This window comes from Mesorhizobium sp. CA7 (genome assembly GCF_020165015.1).
GTDB lineage: Bacteria > Pseudomonadota > Alphaproteobacteria > Rhizobiales > Rhizobiaceae > Mesorhizobium.
In genome coordinates this window covers 146,402-161,603 of sequence record NZ_JAIUHH010000008.1, presented here as the reverse complement: position 1 = coordinate 161,603, position 15,202 = coordinate 146,402, and the positions used below count along the sequence as shown (strand labels likewise).

Here is a 15,202-nt window from a genome sequence, read left to right as displayed (position 1 = left end):
GCCTGACTGCCGGCGGGGACTGTGGCGTGACTTGAGCGTGGCGGTGCTGCGGCTGTCGCGTCACGCGGCAGCGCTCTCCATCGCCTCGATTGCGCTGTTCCTCCTCATGACGGCGCTGGAGTTTCTCTATTTCCAGCGCTTGAGCGGCGGCCTGGCCTCGCTCGACATGCGCGTCGCCGGCTTCACGCCCGACGAAGGCATGGCGTGGCTCACCGCGCTCGGCCGGCGCGGCGGCGAGATCATCATCGTCTGGCACTATTTGACCTTCGATCTTTTGTTCCCGGCGCTGCTGTCGCTGACGCTGGTCAGCCTTATCCTCGTCTTCGGGCGGCGACTCAGCACCTTCCGCGCCTTGCCGACGCAGCTGCAGGCCTTGTTCTCGCTGGTGCTGGTGGCTCCTTATGCGGTCGCCGACTACACCCAGAATTTTGCCATGGCGCGGCTGCTCTCCGATTTCCAGCTGGCCAATCCCGATTCGCTGGCCTTCGCCTCTTTGCTGACCGTCAGCAAATTCGCGCTGCTGGCGATTCCGGTCTTCGTCATCGCGGTCTTCGCGCTGGCCGGGCGGCGACGCTGAGGACAAGCAGATGCGCCAGACAGCCATCTTCTGGCCGATGCTGGCGCATGTTCTTCTCGTCTATGTCGTCTATCTGGTGATGTTCAAGCGGCGCTATCTCGCTGTTAAGTCCGGCGAAGCCAGGATCGGCCAGTACAAGGTCCGCTCAACCGAGCCGGCCTCGAGCGTCACCGTCGCCAACAACCTGATCAACCAGTTCGAGCTGCCGGTTCTCTTTCACGTGCTGTGCCTGGCGCTGTTCGTCACCAATGGCGTGAACTACCTGACGCTAGCGTTAATGTGGCTGTTCATAGTCACGCGCTATGTCCACGCCTGGGTGCATCTCGACAGAAACCATGTGCTGCACCGCAGCCGCGCCTTCTTCCTTGGCGCCGGCATACTTCTCATCGCCTGGATCTGGTTCGCGCTCCACCTGCTCGAGGTAGTGTGAGGCTCGCCTTTCCCTTCTCCCCTTGTGGACGAAGGTGGCCGCGCAGCGGCCGGATGAAGGGTGTTCCAGTTTGACAGGGACTTAAGCCAGCGTTGGATGCCGCGATAGGAGATCGCCAGCGTTTCACTCCGCCGGAACACCCCTCATCCGTCTCGGCGCTGCGCGCCGATCCACCTTCTCCCACAAGGGGAGAAGGGAAAGCCGCTACAGCTCGAACAACGCGATCCGGCGCTTGTCGAATTTGATGCCGATCTCGCCGCGTACCAGCCTCAGCGCCTGCTCGCCGAAAACGGCGCGCCGCCAGCCCTGCAATGCCGCCACGTCGGCTTCGTCGCCCTCGGCGGCGATGCGGTCGATATCGTCGCTGGAGGCAAGCACCTTGGTGGCCACGCCTTCCTTCTCTGCGACGATCCTGAGCAGCACCTTGAGCAGTTCCGCCGCCGCACTCGACCCCTCCGGCGGCTGCACGCTTTTCGGCAGTTTCGGCATCGCGTCCTTGGGCAGCGCCAGCGCCGCGTTGACCGCGCCGAGCAGCGCGGTTGCCGTGGCGGAGCGTTCCCAGCCTTTCGGCGTGGTGCGTAGCTTGCCGAGCGCGGCCGCATCGCGCGGCGCCTGCTGGGCGATCTCATAGATCGCGTCGTCCTTGAGCACGCGGCCGCGCGGCACGTCGCGCTCGCGCGCCTCGCGTTCGCGCCAGGCCGCCACCGCCTGCACGATCGCCAGCTCCTGCGGTTTGCGCAGCCGCATCTTCAGCCGTTTCCAGGCATCCTCGGGATGCGGATCGTAAGTGTCGCGCGAGGTGAGGACATCCATCTCCTCGTTCAGCCAGTGGCCGCGATTCTCGCGCTTCAGCTCGGCGCTGAGATGCTGGTAGACCTCGATCAGGTGGGTGACGTCGGCAAGCGCGTATTCGAGCTGCTTGTCGGAGAGCGGCCGGTGCCGCCAGTCGGTGAAGCGCGAGGACTTGTCCAGCCGGGCTCCGGTGACCTTCTGCACGAGCTGGTCGTAGGAAACGCTGTCGCCGAAGCCGCAGACCATCGCCGCCACCTGGGTGTCGAACACCGGATGCGGCACCAGATCGCCGAGATGGACGATGATTTCGATGTCCTGGCGCGCCGCGTGAAAAACCTTCAGCACCGCTTCGTTGGCCATGAGCCGGAAAAACGGTTTCAGGTCGATGCCGGGCGATAACGGATCGATAAGCGCCTCAATCCCAGGCGCGGCGATCTGGATAAGGCAAAGGATCGGCCAGAAGGTTGTCTCGCGAATGAATTCGGTATCGACGGTAACGAATTCCGACTTTTCGAACGCTGCGACAACGCTCTCGAGTTCTTCTTGTGTGGTGATGACCTGCATCAAATCGCTTTTGGCACAATATTAGGCCTCTTTCAATTTCAGCCGCGCGGGCATTCGTCAAGCGCCGCGACGTCGTCACGCACCGCTAGTTTCGCGCGATGGCGATATGCGATGGCCCGGCGGCGCGGTTCAGGCCTCGCCGGCCTGCGCCTCCACGCTTTGCCTTGCGGTATCCGCGGCTTCGGCCGATGGCCGTCGGCCAAGCACGCCGGCTGTGGCCAGGCTGAGCAGGATGAAGGGGATACCGATGCCATAGGCCGAGCGGATGCCCCAGTGGTCCGACACGAAGCCGAGCAGCGGCGGGCCAAGCAGAAAGGCGACGAAGGAGATCTGCGACAGGGCCGCGACATTGATCGCCGCCGGACGGTCGGTACGCTGCGCCGCAGCCGAGATCGCCAGCGGAAAGATGGCGCTGCTGCCGATGCCTAGAAGCGCAAAGCCCAGCATCGAGATGAAGGGCAGGGGCGAGAAGAAGACGATGAACACGCCGACCGCCATTGTCGCCAGCAGCACGCGCGCTACGCCGCTCGGCGAATGGCGGTCGACAAAGCTGTCGGCGAAGAAGCGTGTCGTTGCCTGCGAGAAGGCGAACAGCGCCACGGTGAAGCCGGCAACGAAGGGGCCCGAGTCGAACACTGTGCGCATATAGATGGCGGACCAGTCCATGCTGGCCCCTTCCATCAGCATTGCCGACAGTGTCACCGCGACGAGGATCAGGATCGGCAGCGTCGGACGGGCGAATATCGGCGGCTTGTCGCCGGTCGCGGCGAAACGGGCAGGCGCGGGTTCGAAGCCGCCCAGGAACAGCGCCATCGCAACCGCCACCGTCGGCACCACCAGCGCCAGATGCAGTTGCGGCGACAGGCCGAGATGCGCCAGCGCGCCGCCGAACAGGCCTGCGCCGAAGAAGCCGATGCTCCAGAACGAATGCGCCCGGTTCATGATCCGGCGCTTGAGCAGGAACTCGGTCCTGTCCGCCTCGACATTCAAGATGATCTCGATGCTGCCGATCATCAATCCGACCGGGAGCAGCATCAGGAACAGGGCCGCGGGGCCTGACGCATGCACCGCGACGGCATAGGCGAAGCCAAGCAGAGGCACCAGCCACAGCAGCGCGCGGCGGAAGCCGACGCGCTCCAGGATCGGCGTCGCCAGCGTCAGCGCGATCAGAGTGCCGATCGGCGTTCCGATCAGGGCGAGACCGAGCGTGCCGTCCTCGATCTGCATGGCCCGCTTGATGTCGGGCAGCCGCGGAAAGATATTGCCCATGGCAAAGGAATGGATCGCGAAGCCGGCATAGACGCGGTGCTGGGGGGCGAGTTTCAGGCCAAGGGTCATCAGGCAAATCCGATAAGGAGATTTTGGCGGCGGCTCTCAGGCTGCGGCGACTCTGTTTCTTGCATGAACCGGCAAAACATGCAACAACGTGCACAAATAAACAGGATCGCGCATGCTCACCGAAGAACGCCACCAACTCATTCGCGACCAGCTTGCGGCCGACGGAAAAGTGCTGGCCGGCGAGCTCGCCAGCCGTTTCGGCGTGTCGGAGGACACTGTGCGCCGCGACCTGAGGGAACTGGCGAAGGCCGGGCAGCTGCGTCGCGTCTATGGCGGCGCGGTCGCCTCCGCGCCTTTTGCCGCCGCGGCGCTCAGCCAGCGCAGCCGTCATGCGGTCGAGGAAAAAACGCGGCTCGCCCGGGCGGCGGTTGGACTGCTTAGTTCAGGGCAGTCGCTGTTCATCGACGGCGGCACGACCAACGAGGCGATCGCCAGGGCGATCCCGCGCGATCTGGAGCTGACCGTCGCCACCAATTCGCTGGGCGTCGCCTCGGCTCTGACGGACCTTCCCCTGGTCGAGCTGATCGTGCTCGGCGGCCGCTATGTGCCCGATCTCGGAACCTGCGTCGGGACAGATACGCTGGCCGCTGTGGCGCAGCTCGGCGCCGATCTGTTCTTTCTGGGCTCCTGCGGGCTGGATATCACGCGCGGCGTTACCGCTTTCGATTCGGCCGAAGCCGAGGTGAAACGCGCCATGGCGAAAAACAGCGCCGGCATCGTCATCGCAGTCACCAACGACAAGCTCGCCACCGCTGCGCCCTATCGCGTGGCAGGGGCGGATGCGATCCGCCATCTCGTGGTGGAAAGGACCGCGCCTGCTGCCACGCTCGCCGATTTCCAAAGCCGGGGTGTGCAAGTCCACTTTGCCTGAACGGTCGCAGCGGCGCGCCTGTGTGACCGCTTGCCTTGACAAAGCCGGCCTCTCATGCGCTTTTCGCGCCAATTTTCGAGCCGGGCCGACGCCCGCAATTTCCGGACTTTACCCCATGACTATGCATCGTTACCGCAGCCACACCTGTGCCCAGTTGAGAAAGAACGACGTCGGCAATTCCGTCCGCCTGTCGGGCTGGGTGCATCGCGTGCGCGACCATGGCGGACTGCTCTTCATCGATCTTCGCGACCATTACGGCCTGACCCAGATCGTCGCCGATCCGGATTCGCCGGCCTTCAAGGCCGCCGAGACCTTGCGCGGCGAATGGGTGATCCGCGTCGACGGCGAGGTCAAGGCGCGGCTGCCGGAAACCGTCAATCCGAACCTGCCGACCGGCGAAATCGAGATTTTCGCGCGCGAGATCGAAGTCCTGTCGGCCGCCAAGGAGCTGCCGCTGCCGGTGTTCGGCGAGCCGGACTACCCGGAAGACATCCGCCTGAAATACCGCTTCCTCGATCTGCGCCGCGAGACACTGCACAAGAACATCGTCGCGCGGACAAAAATCATCGCCGAGATGCGCAAGCGCATGGGGGAGGTCGGCTTCACCGAGTTTTCGACGCCGATCCTCACCGCGTCGTCGCCCGAAGGGGCGCGCGATTTCCTGGTGCCGTCGCGCATCCACCCCGGCACCTTCTACGCGTTGCCGCAGGCGCCGCAGCAGTACAAGCAGCTGATCATGGTCTCCGGCTTCGACCGCTATTTCCAAATCGCGCCCTGCTTCCGCGACGAGGACCCGCGCGCCGACCGCCTGCCTGGCGAATTCTATCAGCTCGACCTCGAGATGAGCTTCGTCGAGCAGGACGACGTGCTCTCCACCATGGAGCCGGTGCTGCGCGGCGTCTTCGAGACCTTTGCCGCCGGCAAGCCGGTGACCCAGGAATTCCGCCGCATTCCCTATGACGAGGCGATGCGCACCTACGGCACCGATAAGCCTGACCTGCGCAACCCGATCGAGATGCAGGCGGTCTCGGATCATTTCCGCGACTCCGGCTTCAAGGTCTTCGCCAACATCCTTGCCAACGATCCGAAAGCGGAGGTGTGGGCCATTCCGGCAAAGACCGGCGGCAGCCGCGCCTTTTGCGACCGCATGAATTCCTGGGCGCAGGGCGAGGGGCAGCCTGGCCTCGGCTACATCTTCTGGCGCAAGGAAGGCGAAAAACTCGAAGGCGCGGGTCCGATCGCCAAGAACATCGGCGAGGAGCGCACCGAGGCGATCCGCCAGCAGCTCGGCCTTGCCGATGGCGACGCCGCCTTCTTCGTCGCCGGCGACCCGAAGAAGTTCGTCACCTTCGCAGGCGCCGCGCGCACCCGCGCCGGCGAGGAGCTGAACCTCGTCGATCGCGAGCGTTTCGAGCTCTGCTGGATCGTCGATTTCCCGTTCTTCGAATGGAACGAGGACGAGAAGAAGATCGACTTCGCCCACAACCCGTTCTCGATGCCGCAGGGCGGCATCGATGCGCTGAACGGCCAGGAGCCCCTCAGCATCAAGGCATTCCAGTACGACATGGTCTGCAACGGCTTCGAAATAGCGTCGGGCGGCATCCGCAACCATCTGCCGGAAACCATGGTCAAGGCTTTCGAGATGGTCGGTCTCGACCGCGCAACCGTGGAGGAGCGCTTCGGCGGCCTTTATCGTGCCTTCCAGTATGGCGCGCCGCCGCATGGCGGCATGGCGGCCGGCGTTGACCGCATCGTCATGCTGCTCGTGGGGGCCAAGAACCTGCGCGAGATCACCATGTTCCCGATGAATCAGCAGGCCTACGACCTTTTGATGAACGCGCCTTCGGAAGCGACTCCGCAGCAGCTGCGCGAGCTGTCGCTGCGCGTCGCTGCGGCGAAGAAGGAAGGCTAAAAGCCGTAGCCAGGATCTTCTTTTTCCTACAAGAATCGCCTTCAACAAGAAAAGCCCGGCATCGCTGCCGGGCTTTTCTTTGCAGCTGACTGTCCGATCAGTCTTGGTTCGCCTTGACCTTGACGCCAAGCGTCTTCGGCAGGTCGAGCGGGTTGGACATGGCGCCGGCCATGATCAGCGCGAACGGCACCGACGACGGCGGCTCGGCCGAGATTTCCAGGCTCTTTGGATTGTCGAGGAAGGTATTGACTGCCGCCGAGACTTCCGCCGTCAGCTCGGGATTGTTGAGCTGCGCCATGCCGAACGGCACGATCGCCTTGGCCTGGTTGGCGACGTCCTTGGCCGACATGCCCTGTTGCTTGCCGACATAGTCGAGCACCTTGCCGGTGAGCGAATCGTCCTCGAAGCGCACCGATGCGCCGTTGAACGAAAGCTGCTGCATCAGGCCGAGCATGGCCATGCCTTGCGCGGAATTGTCGGCGCCTTCCGGCTGGGCGGCGAGCTTCTTCTGCATCTCCTGCATCGACTTGATGAAGTCGAGCGTGTAGCCGCCGAGATTGAAGGTCATGCCGAGCGTGCCGGCGTTCTCGACCGAGATGTCATATTTCGACAGCTCCATCTTGCCGTCGCTCGGCTGCCAGGTGCCGGCCATCGCGATGTTGCCCGAGATGTTCTGGTAGCCGAGCGCGTCGATCGCTTCCTTGGACTTCGGATCGTCGACCAGCGACAGGTCGGCGGTGAATTTTTCGGTGTTGGCGGTAAAGTCCATCGCCTTGCCGTCGGCCGGCGGGGTGATCTGGACGGCAAGCCCGTCCATCGCGAAAGCCGTCTTGTCGCCGACCTTGACCGTCATGTTGGAGAGTTCCGCCGACTTGTACATCATCAGCGAGCCGAGCGGATCGGTGCCGCCTTCGGCCGGGACCTTCATGTCGTGGACGACCACCGGGCTGAGATTGAGCGTCACGCCATCCTTGCTGTGCTCGAAAGGCGAGGTCGAGAGGGTTGCGATCTCATAGCCGCCATTGGCTTCGCTGACCCCCTCCAGCTTCACGTCGCCGATCGGCAGCGCTTCCTTCTCGGCCGCCGGCTTGATGGAAACACCTTGCAGGACGGCGTTCGAATCGTCGCCGGAGACACCTGTCCAGGAAATCTCGACGCCCTGGGCGGCAAGGGCCGCCTTGATGCGCTCGGCCACCGCCGGATCGGCGGCGAAGGCCGAATTGAGCGGCAGCGTCAGCAGAAAGGTCGAAAAGGCCAGTTTCTTGAGTGTTGAGCGTTGGATTGTCATGGCGAGTTCCCTGTCCTGATTGGCTATTGTGAAATTATTTTTGACATCTGCTCCATCACCATTCCGTGACGAACGGGACGGGAAAAAGGCATTTCCGGGCCCATTTGTCGAAAACGGCGATGAAAAGCAAACGCCGGTCGGCAGCTATTGCCCGATGCGGTGAATTTGTCATGAAGACCGCGGCTTTCCTCCGCCAGCGCGTTGCATTGCCAGATAGCGGCCGCATGTAACGGATTGATGTTGGTCGGCGTCATGTTGCCGACCAAGCCTGTTGCAGATCGGCGGCAAGTTGCAGCTGCCGTGGCGCCGCTTCCGTGAAATCCTTCACACCGCCGGCTGCGTGTCTGTAGCCACGGCGAATGCGCCGACGTTCACGCGGCGCTTGCCGCGAATCACCCGCTCGGCTAGTCCAAATTCATGGGAAAAAGGCTTTTGCCGCCTGATGACAATGGCGGCGGCGATAAAATCGAACCGGTCGATCTGAAGGAAGCGCTCGAGCGGCGCTATCTCGCTTACGCGCTGTCGACCATCATGCACCGGGCGCTGCCCGATGTGCGCGACGGACTGAAGCCGGTCCATCGCCGCATCATGCACGCCATGCGGCTGCTGAGACTCAACCCCGATCAGGGCTTCGCCAAATGCGCCCGCATCGTCGGCGACGTGATGGGCAAGTTCCATCCGCACGGCGACCAGTCGATCTACGACGCCCTGGTGCGGCTGGCGCAGGATTTCTCGATGCGCTACCCGCTGGTCGACGGGCAGGGCAATTTCGGCAACATCGACGGCGATAACGCCGCGGCCATGCGCTACACCGAAGCGCGCATGACCGAGGTGGCGAGCGAGCTGCTTGCCGGCATCACCGAGGACGCCGTCGATTTTCGGCCGACCTACAATGAAGAGGACGAGGAGCCGTCCGTCCTGCCGGGCGCTTTCCCGAACCTGCTCGCCAACGGCTCGTCGGGCATTGCCGTCGGCATGGCGACCTCGATCCCACCGCACAACGCCGCCGAGCTTTGCGACGCAGCGCTCCATCTGATCGAGCATCCCGAAGCGCCGGTGGCGAAGTTGATGGATTTCGTCCAGGGGCCGGATTTCCCGACGGGCGGCATCATCGTCGACAGCCGCGCCTCGATCCTCGAAGCCTATGAGACGGGCCGCGGCGGTTTCCGCGTGCGCTCCAAATGGGGCCAGGAGGACCAGGGCAGGGGCACCTGGAGCATCGTCATCACCGAGATCCCCTACGGCGTGCAGAAGGCCAGGCTGATCGAGAAGATCGCCGAGCTTTTGATGGCACGCAAGCTGCCGCTGCTCGAAGACATCCGCGACGAGAGTGCGGAGGACGTCCGCATCGTCCTGGTGCCGAAGAGCCGCACCGTCGATCCCGGCATCCTGATGGAATCGCTGTTCAAGCTCACCGAGCTCGAAAGCCGCTTCCCGCTCAACATGAACGTGCTGTCGCGCGGCAAGGTGCCGAACGTCCTGTCGTTGAAGGGCGTGCTGAAGGAGTGGCTCGACCACCGCCGTGAGGTTCTGATCCGCCGCTCGAAATACCGGCTCGGCGAGATCGAGAAGCGGCTGGAAATCCTCGCCGGTTACCTGATCGCCTATCTCAACATCGACGAGGTCATCAGGATCATCCGCGAGGAGGATGAGCCCAAGCAGGTGATGATGGCCCGCTGGTCGCTCACCGACAACCAGGCCGAAGCCATCCTCAACATGCGCCTGCGCGCCTTGCGCAAGCTAGAAGAGATCGAGATCCGCAAGGAATTTGACGGCCTCACCACCGAGAAGAAGCAGATCGAGGCCCTGCTGGCTTCCGACGCCAAGCAATGGTCGACGATCAAGTGGGAAGTCGCCAAGGTCCGTGACACGTTCGGTCCGCAGACCGAGCTCGGCAAGCGTCGCACCCAGTTTGCCGATGCGCCCGAGCACGACTTGACCGACATCGCGCATGCGATGATCGAGCGCGAGCCGGTCACCGTCGTTGTGTCGGAAAAGGGCTGGTTGCGCGCCATGAAGGGCCACCTGACCGACCATTCGCAGCTCACCTTCAAGGAAGGCGACAGCCTGAAGCTCGCCTTCCATGCCCAGACCACGGACAAGATCCTGGTCTTCACCACCGGCGGCAAGTTCTACACCATCGGCGCCGACCGGCTGCCGGGCGGGCGCGGCCATGGCGAGCCGATCCGCATCATCGTCGACATGGAGAACGACCAGGACATCGTCACTGCCTTCGTCCATGATCCGAAGCGCAAGCTGTTGCTCGTTTCCTACGACGCCAACGGTTTTGTCGTTTCGGAGGAAGAGGTCGTTGCCAACACCCGCAAGGGCAAGCAGGTGATGAACGTCAAGGCGCCGGACGAGGCCAAGCGCTGCATCCCGGTTTCGGGCGACCATCTCGCTATTGTCGGCGAGAACCGCAAGATGCTGGTCTTCCCCCTGGCCGAAATTCCGGAAATGGCGCGCGGCAAGGGTGTGCGCCTGCAGAAATACAAGGACGGCGGCGTGCTGGACCTGAAGACCTTCACCCTGGCGACGGGGCTCTCCTGGCAGGATTCGGCCGATCGCACCTTCACCAAGTCGCGCGAGGAGCTGTCCGAGTGGATCGGAGCCCGCGCCGCCGCCGGCCGCATGGTGCCGAAGGGTTTTCCCAGGACGGGGAAATTTGGGTGAAGCAGCACCTTTCCTTCTCCCCTTGCGGGAGAAGGTGTCGCCGAAGGCGACGGATGAGGGGTGTTCCAGCTTGACACGGACTTGAGCTGCGTTGGATGCCGCCAACGCCTCACCCCGCTGAAACATCCCTCATCCGTCTCGGCGCTGCGCGCCGATCCACCTTCTCCTACAAGGGGAGAAGGAAAGGCACTATTTGGACTATCGTCACGATTGCTGCACTATGATGGTGCATAAGCATCCATCGAACCATCAGGCAGGGAGCAACGCCGGGTTGAAGCGCGCCGAGATCCAGAAGCCGGGGCAGCGCCTGTTCGGCCTGTCGACGCCGCTGAGGGCGGCCGTCATCCCACCGCTGTCGGCGGCGCGCTGGCTCCTGGTGCTGATCGTCGCTGCCGGCGTCTATTTCTTCCACGGCTTCCTGTTCCCGGTGCTGGCGGCGCTCGTCATCGCCTTTGCCAGCTGGCCGCTGTACCGCCGGCTGCTCGTTGGTGTCGGCGGCAACCGCACGGTCGGCGCGACCTTGGCGATCCTTTTCATCCTCACCTTCCTGGTGGTGCCGATCGCGCTTGCCGGCACCTATGCCATCAACGAGCTGCGCGAGTGGGTCACCTGGGCGATCGAGACCAATCGCCACGGCGCGGCGACACCGGGTTGGATCGCCGCCATACCGGTCGTCGGCCAGTGGCTGAACGAGCAGTGGACGGCCTATCTCGGCCACCCAGGCGGCATCGGCGAGTTGATCCAGCTGATCAGCGGCTCCAACATCGGCAGCATCTATCGCGGCGCCTTGGCCGCCGGTGGCAGCGCCTTCAGCCTGATTCTGACGCTTCTGTTCATGATGATCGCGCTGTTCTTCGCCTATCGCGACGGCGAGTCTTTCGCGGCCCAGGTCGATCGCCTCGGCGAACGCATCCTGCCGACGCGCTGGGAACGTATCTCGCGCGTCGTGCCGGCAACCATTTCCTCGACCGTGACGGGCATGACCATCATCGCCATCGGCGAGGGCCTTGTGCTCGGCATCGCCTATTGGCTGGCCGGCGTGCCATCCCCGGTGACGCTCGGCGCGCTTACCGGCATCATGGCGCTGATCCCGGGCGGCGCGCCGCTCTCCTTCACCCTGGTGTCGATCTACCTCGCCGCCAGCGGCAAGCTTTTCGCCGGCGCGGCCCTGTTCATCTGGGGCGCGGTCGAGCTCTTCATCGTCGACAAGACGCTGCGGCCCAAGCTGGTCGGCGGCCCGATCAAACTCCCCTTCCTGCCGACCTTTTTCGGCTTGATCGGCGGCGTCAAGACGATGGGTTTTCTTGGCCTGTTCATCGGCCCGGTGTTGATGGCGCTGCTCGTCGCCATCTGGCGCGAATGGCTACGCGAGGTCGAGATCATGGACGAGCTTCCGCCTGTCGCCGACGAGGCCGCCGCGCCGCCGCAGATCGAAGCGGCGGCCGAGCCGAGGAAAGTTCAGGCCGGGTGAACCACGGCTAGCGCAGCACGGCGCTTGCGGCCCTCATGCAATTGCCACAGCGAATGCGCGACCAGCGTCACGATCAGGATCGAGCCGCCGATCAGGCTGTTGCGCGTCGGCTCCTCGGCGAAGATCAGCCAGACCCAGACCGGCGCCAGCACCGTCTCCAGCAGATAGAACATCGCCACTTCCGGGCCTGAAATGTATTTCGGTCCGTTGGCAAGGCAGAAGAACGAGATCGGCATGATCACGGCGCCGTTGAAGACGATCCACCACGGCGCGTTCACGTGAACGCCTTCGCCTGAAACCATGAAGACGGCGAGTGCCAGCGGCAGGATGACGCCGACCAGCGCGGTGAAGCCCATGTCCTCGCCGCTGGCGCGCGAAATGGTGATGGCGAGGGCGACGAAGAAGGTCGAGCACAGCGCCATGAAATCGCCGAACAGATGCCCGGTGCCGACGGAGCCGCCGACGATGATCAGCACGCCGAAGATCATCGCCAGCATGGCGATGACGGTTGCAGGCTGCGGTCTTTCTTTGAGGAAGAGCCATGACAGCAGCGCCGCGAACACGGTGTTGAAGGCCAGGATGAAGACAAGGTCGGCCGTCGAGGTGTGATAGACCGCCGTGACGAAGCATATCCCAGTCATGCCGTAGCAAAAGGCCACGGCAAGTCCCGACCAGCCTGGGATGAGCCGGGGTGCGGTCCGGTCGAACGACCGCCAGACGGCCCATACCACCAGTCCGGCCAGCAAGGTGGTGGCGGTGCGCAACATCATGATCGTCCAGGGTGTGCCGTCGGCGAGCCGGATCAGCGGTATGTCGGCGGTCAGTGTGAGGCCGCCTATGGCGGTGATCAGGAGACCTTTCTGGTGGTCGGTATGGGTGGACACTTGGGCATCTCGCAAAGCAAGTCTTGAGGAGGCGCACAGCGGCACGCCGCGTTCGTTCCAGCCTGAGGGCCGAAAGACCGGCGTCCTCCTCCTTGAAACATTTAAGGGCGAAGCGTGGGGCGTTCAGCGACTGACCGCTTCGTGGTCATAGCGCTCCCAGCCTTTCGGGCCGAGATGCTCCTGCGGCATGAAGCGCATCTTATAATTCATCTTGCGCGAGCCGTTGACCCAGTAGCCGAGATAGACGTGGGGCAGTCCCATCGCCTTGGCGCGGGCGATGTGATCGAGGATCATGAAGGTGCCGAGCGAGCGGTCCTCGAAGTCGGGATTGAAATAGGAATAGACCATCGACAGGCCATCGGCCATCTTGTCGGTGAGCGCGACGGCTATCAGCTCGCCATGGCCCTTGCCGGTGATGAACGTGTCGGGGCCGCGACGCCGGTATTCAATGATCTTAGTGTCGACATGGGTGTCTTCCACCATCATCGCATAGTCGAGCACGGTCATGTCCGACATACCGCCGCGGCGATGCCGGGCGTCGAGATAGCTGCGGAAGAGCGAGTATTGCTCGGTCGAAGGCTGCGCGTCATGCATGGCGCCGACAAGGTCGGCATTGTGCTGGATGACGCGGCGCATGTTGCGGCTGGGACTGAATTCCTGTGCCAGGATGCGGACCGACACACAGGCGCGGCACGATTCACAGGCCGGACGGTAGGCGATGTTCTGCGAGCGCCGGAAGCCGCCTTGCGTCAGCAGGTCATTCATCTCCGGCGCCTTGTCGCCGACAAGGTGCGTGAACACCTTGCGCTCGAACTGTCCCTCCAGGTAAGGGCACGGCGACGGCGCGGTCAGGAAGAACTGCGGCGACTGGGTCGGATGCTGCGTCATCTAATCTTGGAAACGCTCCTGCGAATCGCCCTACCTTTGGCCCGGTCGCCGAAAAATTCAACAGGATTATGCTGCCGCGATGGCCTTGGCCTGTTCATATTTAAGCACGGGCGACGCGGCGGCTTGATGCGCGCGGCCGTGAATCCGTCAGATATCGGTGCGGGTTACGACGGTGCCGAGCAGCAGGTCGTGCAGCGTGCGCTTGCGGTCGGAGAACAGTGTGACCAGGAGCACTAGCGGCGTCAGGATGACGTTGCCGGCCCAGAACAGCACCGAGTGAACCACAGCCGTCATGCCGTCGATGCGGCTGCCGTCGAGCTTCTCCAGGCGGATGCCCATGATCTTCATGCCAGTCGTCGCCTGGTCGCGGCTGCCCAGCGTGTTCCAGATGTAGAGGATGGCGACCATCGGCACCAGCACGGAAAACAGCGCCCAGCCGAGGCCAAAGGTCAACAGGCCGAGAATGGCGACCAGGATGGCGAAGGGAATGGTCAGCAGCGCGACGAAGAAATAGTCGAGCAGGAAGGCGAAAATGCGCCTTGTCCGCACCCCACGATATGCGCGGGTGTCCTCAAACCTCGTCGTAATGATCTCGCCGTCCAATACGCGTGCGTTCATATCCGTTCCTCGATCGCAGCACCCCCGTGGGAATGCCTGCCGCCTTTTCAAATGGTGAGGGCGGCCTGGAATTCAAGGAACGTGCCCGCCACCGCCGGGCGCGACGTCAGAAGATGCCGGGACAGAGCCTGTAGCGAACCCGCCCGAGATAGTCGCGATACTCCTCTGTCAGCGCCAGGATGCGCTCCTCGCGCAGGATGCGATGGACCTGGAACAGGGTAATGATCGCGTAGACGGCGAAATTGTAGAGCGAGAAGCTCGACAGCAGGAACAGGATGTGCCCTGCCAGATAGCCGGCATAGATTGGGTGCCGCACGAACCGATAGGCGCCGCCGGTGACGACGCCGCGGTTGGCCGGCAGGATGGCGAAGGAGCGGCCAAGCGACATCTTACCCCAGATCACCAGCCACAGCGCCAGGAATTGCAGCGGCGCCGCGATATAGAGCGGGATGACGGCGATTCCATCCTGGAACGATACGAAACCCGAACCGAAAGCGGCCGTCACCGAGATGAATACCGTGAAAGGGCTCCAGTCGCGGACAATAGGCCGGCGCGCCAGCAGCAGCCAGGTAAAGGTCAGAACGTCGGAGATCATGAGCAGCAGGATATTCAGCCGGCCCGGATCGATGACGAGGTGACGCGCACCGCGATAGACGAAGACCGCGGCGACCACCAGCGCGATGAAACGGAACATGCCCTCGCGCAGGTCGGTGAGAACCGCGCTGCTCTGAAGGCCGGACCAGAAACCGGTCTCTGCGCCAGGCAGCGCATCGCTTTTGGAAATCGCCAACTCTGTTACCCCGATGGTCCCCTCAACATGGACCATTGCACGCAAGCCTTGCCGTCCGGTTAAGGTTTCGCATGCTTTTGGTTGCGTCGGCGGATTCGCCTGCCGA

The 15,202-nt window shown here is 63.4% G+C and carries 14 protein-coding genes; 6 read left to right on the top strand and 8 right to left on the bottom strand.

What is annotated here, in order from left to right; translation table 11 throughout:
- Nucleotides 1-31 precede the first annotated feature (31 nt).
- Nucleotides 32-577 carry a hypothetical protein gene (locus LB552_RS17055; protein WP_224530762.1) on the top strand — a complete coding sequence of 182 codons (546 nt, stop codon included), beginning with the start codon at nucleotides 32-34 and terminating at the stop codon, nucleotides 575-577.
- Between the two features lie 10 nt (nucleotides 578-587).
- Nucleotides 588-1,007, top strand: coding sequence for an MAPEG family protein (locus LB552_RS17050; RefSeq protein ID WP_095767715.1), 420 nt, complete (start codon nucleotides 588-590; stop codon nucleotides 1,005-1,007).
- A 204-nt stretch (nucleotides 1,008-1,211) separates the two neighbouring features.
- Here LB552_RS17050 and rnd read toward each other — a convergent pair whose 3' ends face one another.
- Complete coding sequence (rnd, locus tag LB552_RS17045) at nucleotides 1,212-2,363, bottom strand: ribonuclease D (protein WP_224608522.1); 1,152 nt, start codon at nucleotides 2,361-2,363, stop codon at nucleotides 1,212-1,214.
- A 129-nt stretch (nucleotides 2,364-2,492) separates the two neighbouring features.
- Complete coding sequence (locus LB552_RS17040; RefSeq protein ID WP_224608519.1) at nucleotides 2,493-3,701, bottom strand: MFS transporter; 1,209 nt, start codon at nucleotides 3,699-3,701, stop codon at nucleotides 2,493-2,495.
- Nucleotides 3,702-3,813: 112 nt separating this feature from the next.
- Between LB552_RS17040 and LB552_RS17035 the strand changes: the two genes are divergently transcribed.
- Both LB552_RS17035 and aspS read left to right on the top strand, forming a co-directional pair.
- On the top strand, nucleotides 3,814-4,572 hold the full coding sequence (locus tag LB552_RS17035) for a DeoR/GlpR family DNA-binding transcription regulator (protein ID WP_224608516.1): 759 nt from the start codon (nucleotides 3,814-3,816) through the stop codon (nucleotides 4,570-4,572).
- Nucleotides 4,573-4,693: 121 nt separating this feature from the next.
- Nucleotides 4,694-6,484, top strand: coding sequence for an aspartate--tRNA ligase (gene aspS, locus LB552_RS17030; protein WP_224547037.1), 1,791 nt, complete (start codon nucleotides 4,694-4,696; stop codon nucleotides 6,482-6,484).
- A gap of 97 nt (nucleotides 6,485-6,581) precedes the next feature.
- On the opposite strand, the gene LB552_RS17025 is transcribed toward aspS, so the two are convergent.
- Entirely contained in the window at nucleotides 6,582-7,772 is a 1,191-nt protein-coding gene (locus LB552_RS17025) for a hypothetical protein (RefSeq protein ID WP_140842644.1), read from the bottom strand.
- Nucleotides 7,773-7,795: 23 nt separating this feature from the next.
- Entirely contained in the window at nucleotides 7,796-8,026 is a 231-nt protein-coding gene (locus LB552_RS17020; protein ID WP_224530754.1) for a hypothetical protein, read from the bottom strand.
- Between the two features lie 163 nt (nucleotides 8,027-8,189).
- On the opposite strand from LB552_RS17020, the gene parC reads away from it, so the two are divergent.
- Both parC and LB552_RS17010 read left to right on the top strand, forming a co-directional pair.
- Complete coding sequence (gene parC / locus LB552_RS17015) at nucleotides 8,190-10,445, top strand: DNA topoisomerase IV subunit A (RefSeq protein ID WP_224608513.1); 2,256 nt, start codon at nucleotides 8,190-8,192, stop codon at nucleotides 10,443-10,445.
- A gap of 220 nt (nucleotides 10,446-10,665) precedes the next feature.
- Nucleotides 10,666-11,916 carry an AI-2E family transporter gene (locus LB552_RS17010; RefSeq protein WP_224608510.1) on the top strand — a complete coding sequence of 417 codons (1,251 nt, stop codon included), beginning with the start codon at nucleotides 10,666-10,668 and terminating at the stop codon, nucleotides 11,914-11,916.
- Here the strand turns inward: LB552_RS17010 and LB552_RS17005 are convergent.
- From LB552_RS17005 to LB552_RS16990, 4 genes are all read right to left on the bottom strand, one after another.
- The gene (locus LB552_RS17005; RefSeq protein WP_224608507.1) at nucleotides 11,904-12,800 is read right to left on the bottom strand and encodes a DMT family transporter; all 897 of its coding nucleotides are present in this window, start codon (nucleotides 12,798-12,800) and stop codon (nucleotides 11,904-11,906) included. The two genes, LB552_RS17010 and LB552_RS17005, sit on opposite strands and share 13 nt — an antisense overlap.
- A gap of 123 nt (nucleotides 12,801-12,923) precedes the next feature.
- The gene (locus tag LB552_RS17000; protein ID WP_095767708.1) at nucleotides 12,924-13,688 is read right to left on the bottom strand and encodes an arginyltransferase; all 765 of its coding nucleotides are present in this window, start codon (nucleotides 13,686-13,688) and stop codon (nucleotides 12,924-12,926) included.
- 147 nt (nucleotides 13,689-13,835) lie between these two features.
- On the bottom strand, nucleotides 13,836-14,306 hold the full coding sequence (locus LB552_RS16995; protein ID WP_073989170.1) for an RDD family protein: 471 nt from the start codon (nucleotides 14,304-14,306) through the stop codon (nucleotides 13,836-13,838).
- Nucleotides 14,307-14,412: 106 nt separating this feature from the next.
- Complete coding sequence (locus LB552_RS16990; RefSeq protein WP_224608504.1) at nucleotides 14,413-15,096, bottom strand: methyltransferase family protein; 684 nt, start codon at nucleotides 15,094-15,096, stop codon at nucleotides 14,413-14,415.
- Nucleotides 15,097-15,202: the final 106 nt, after the last annotated feature.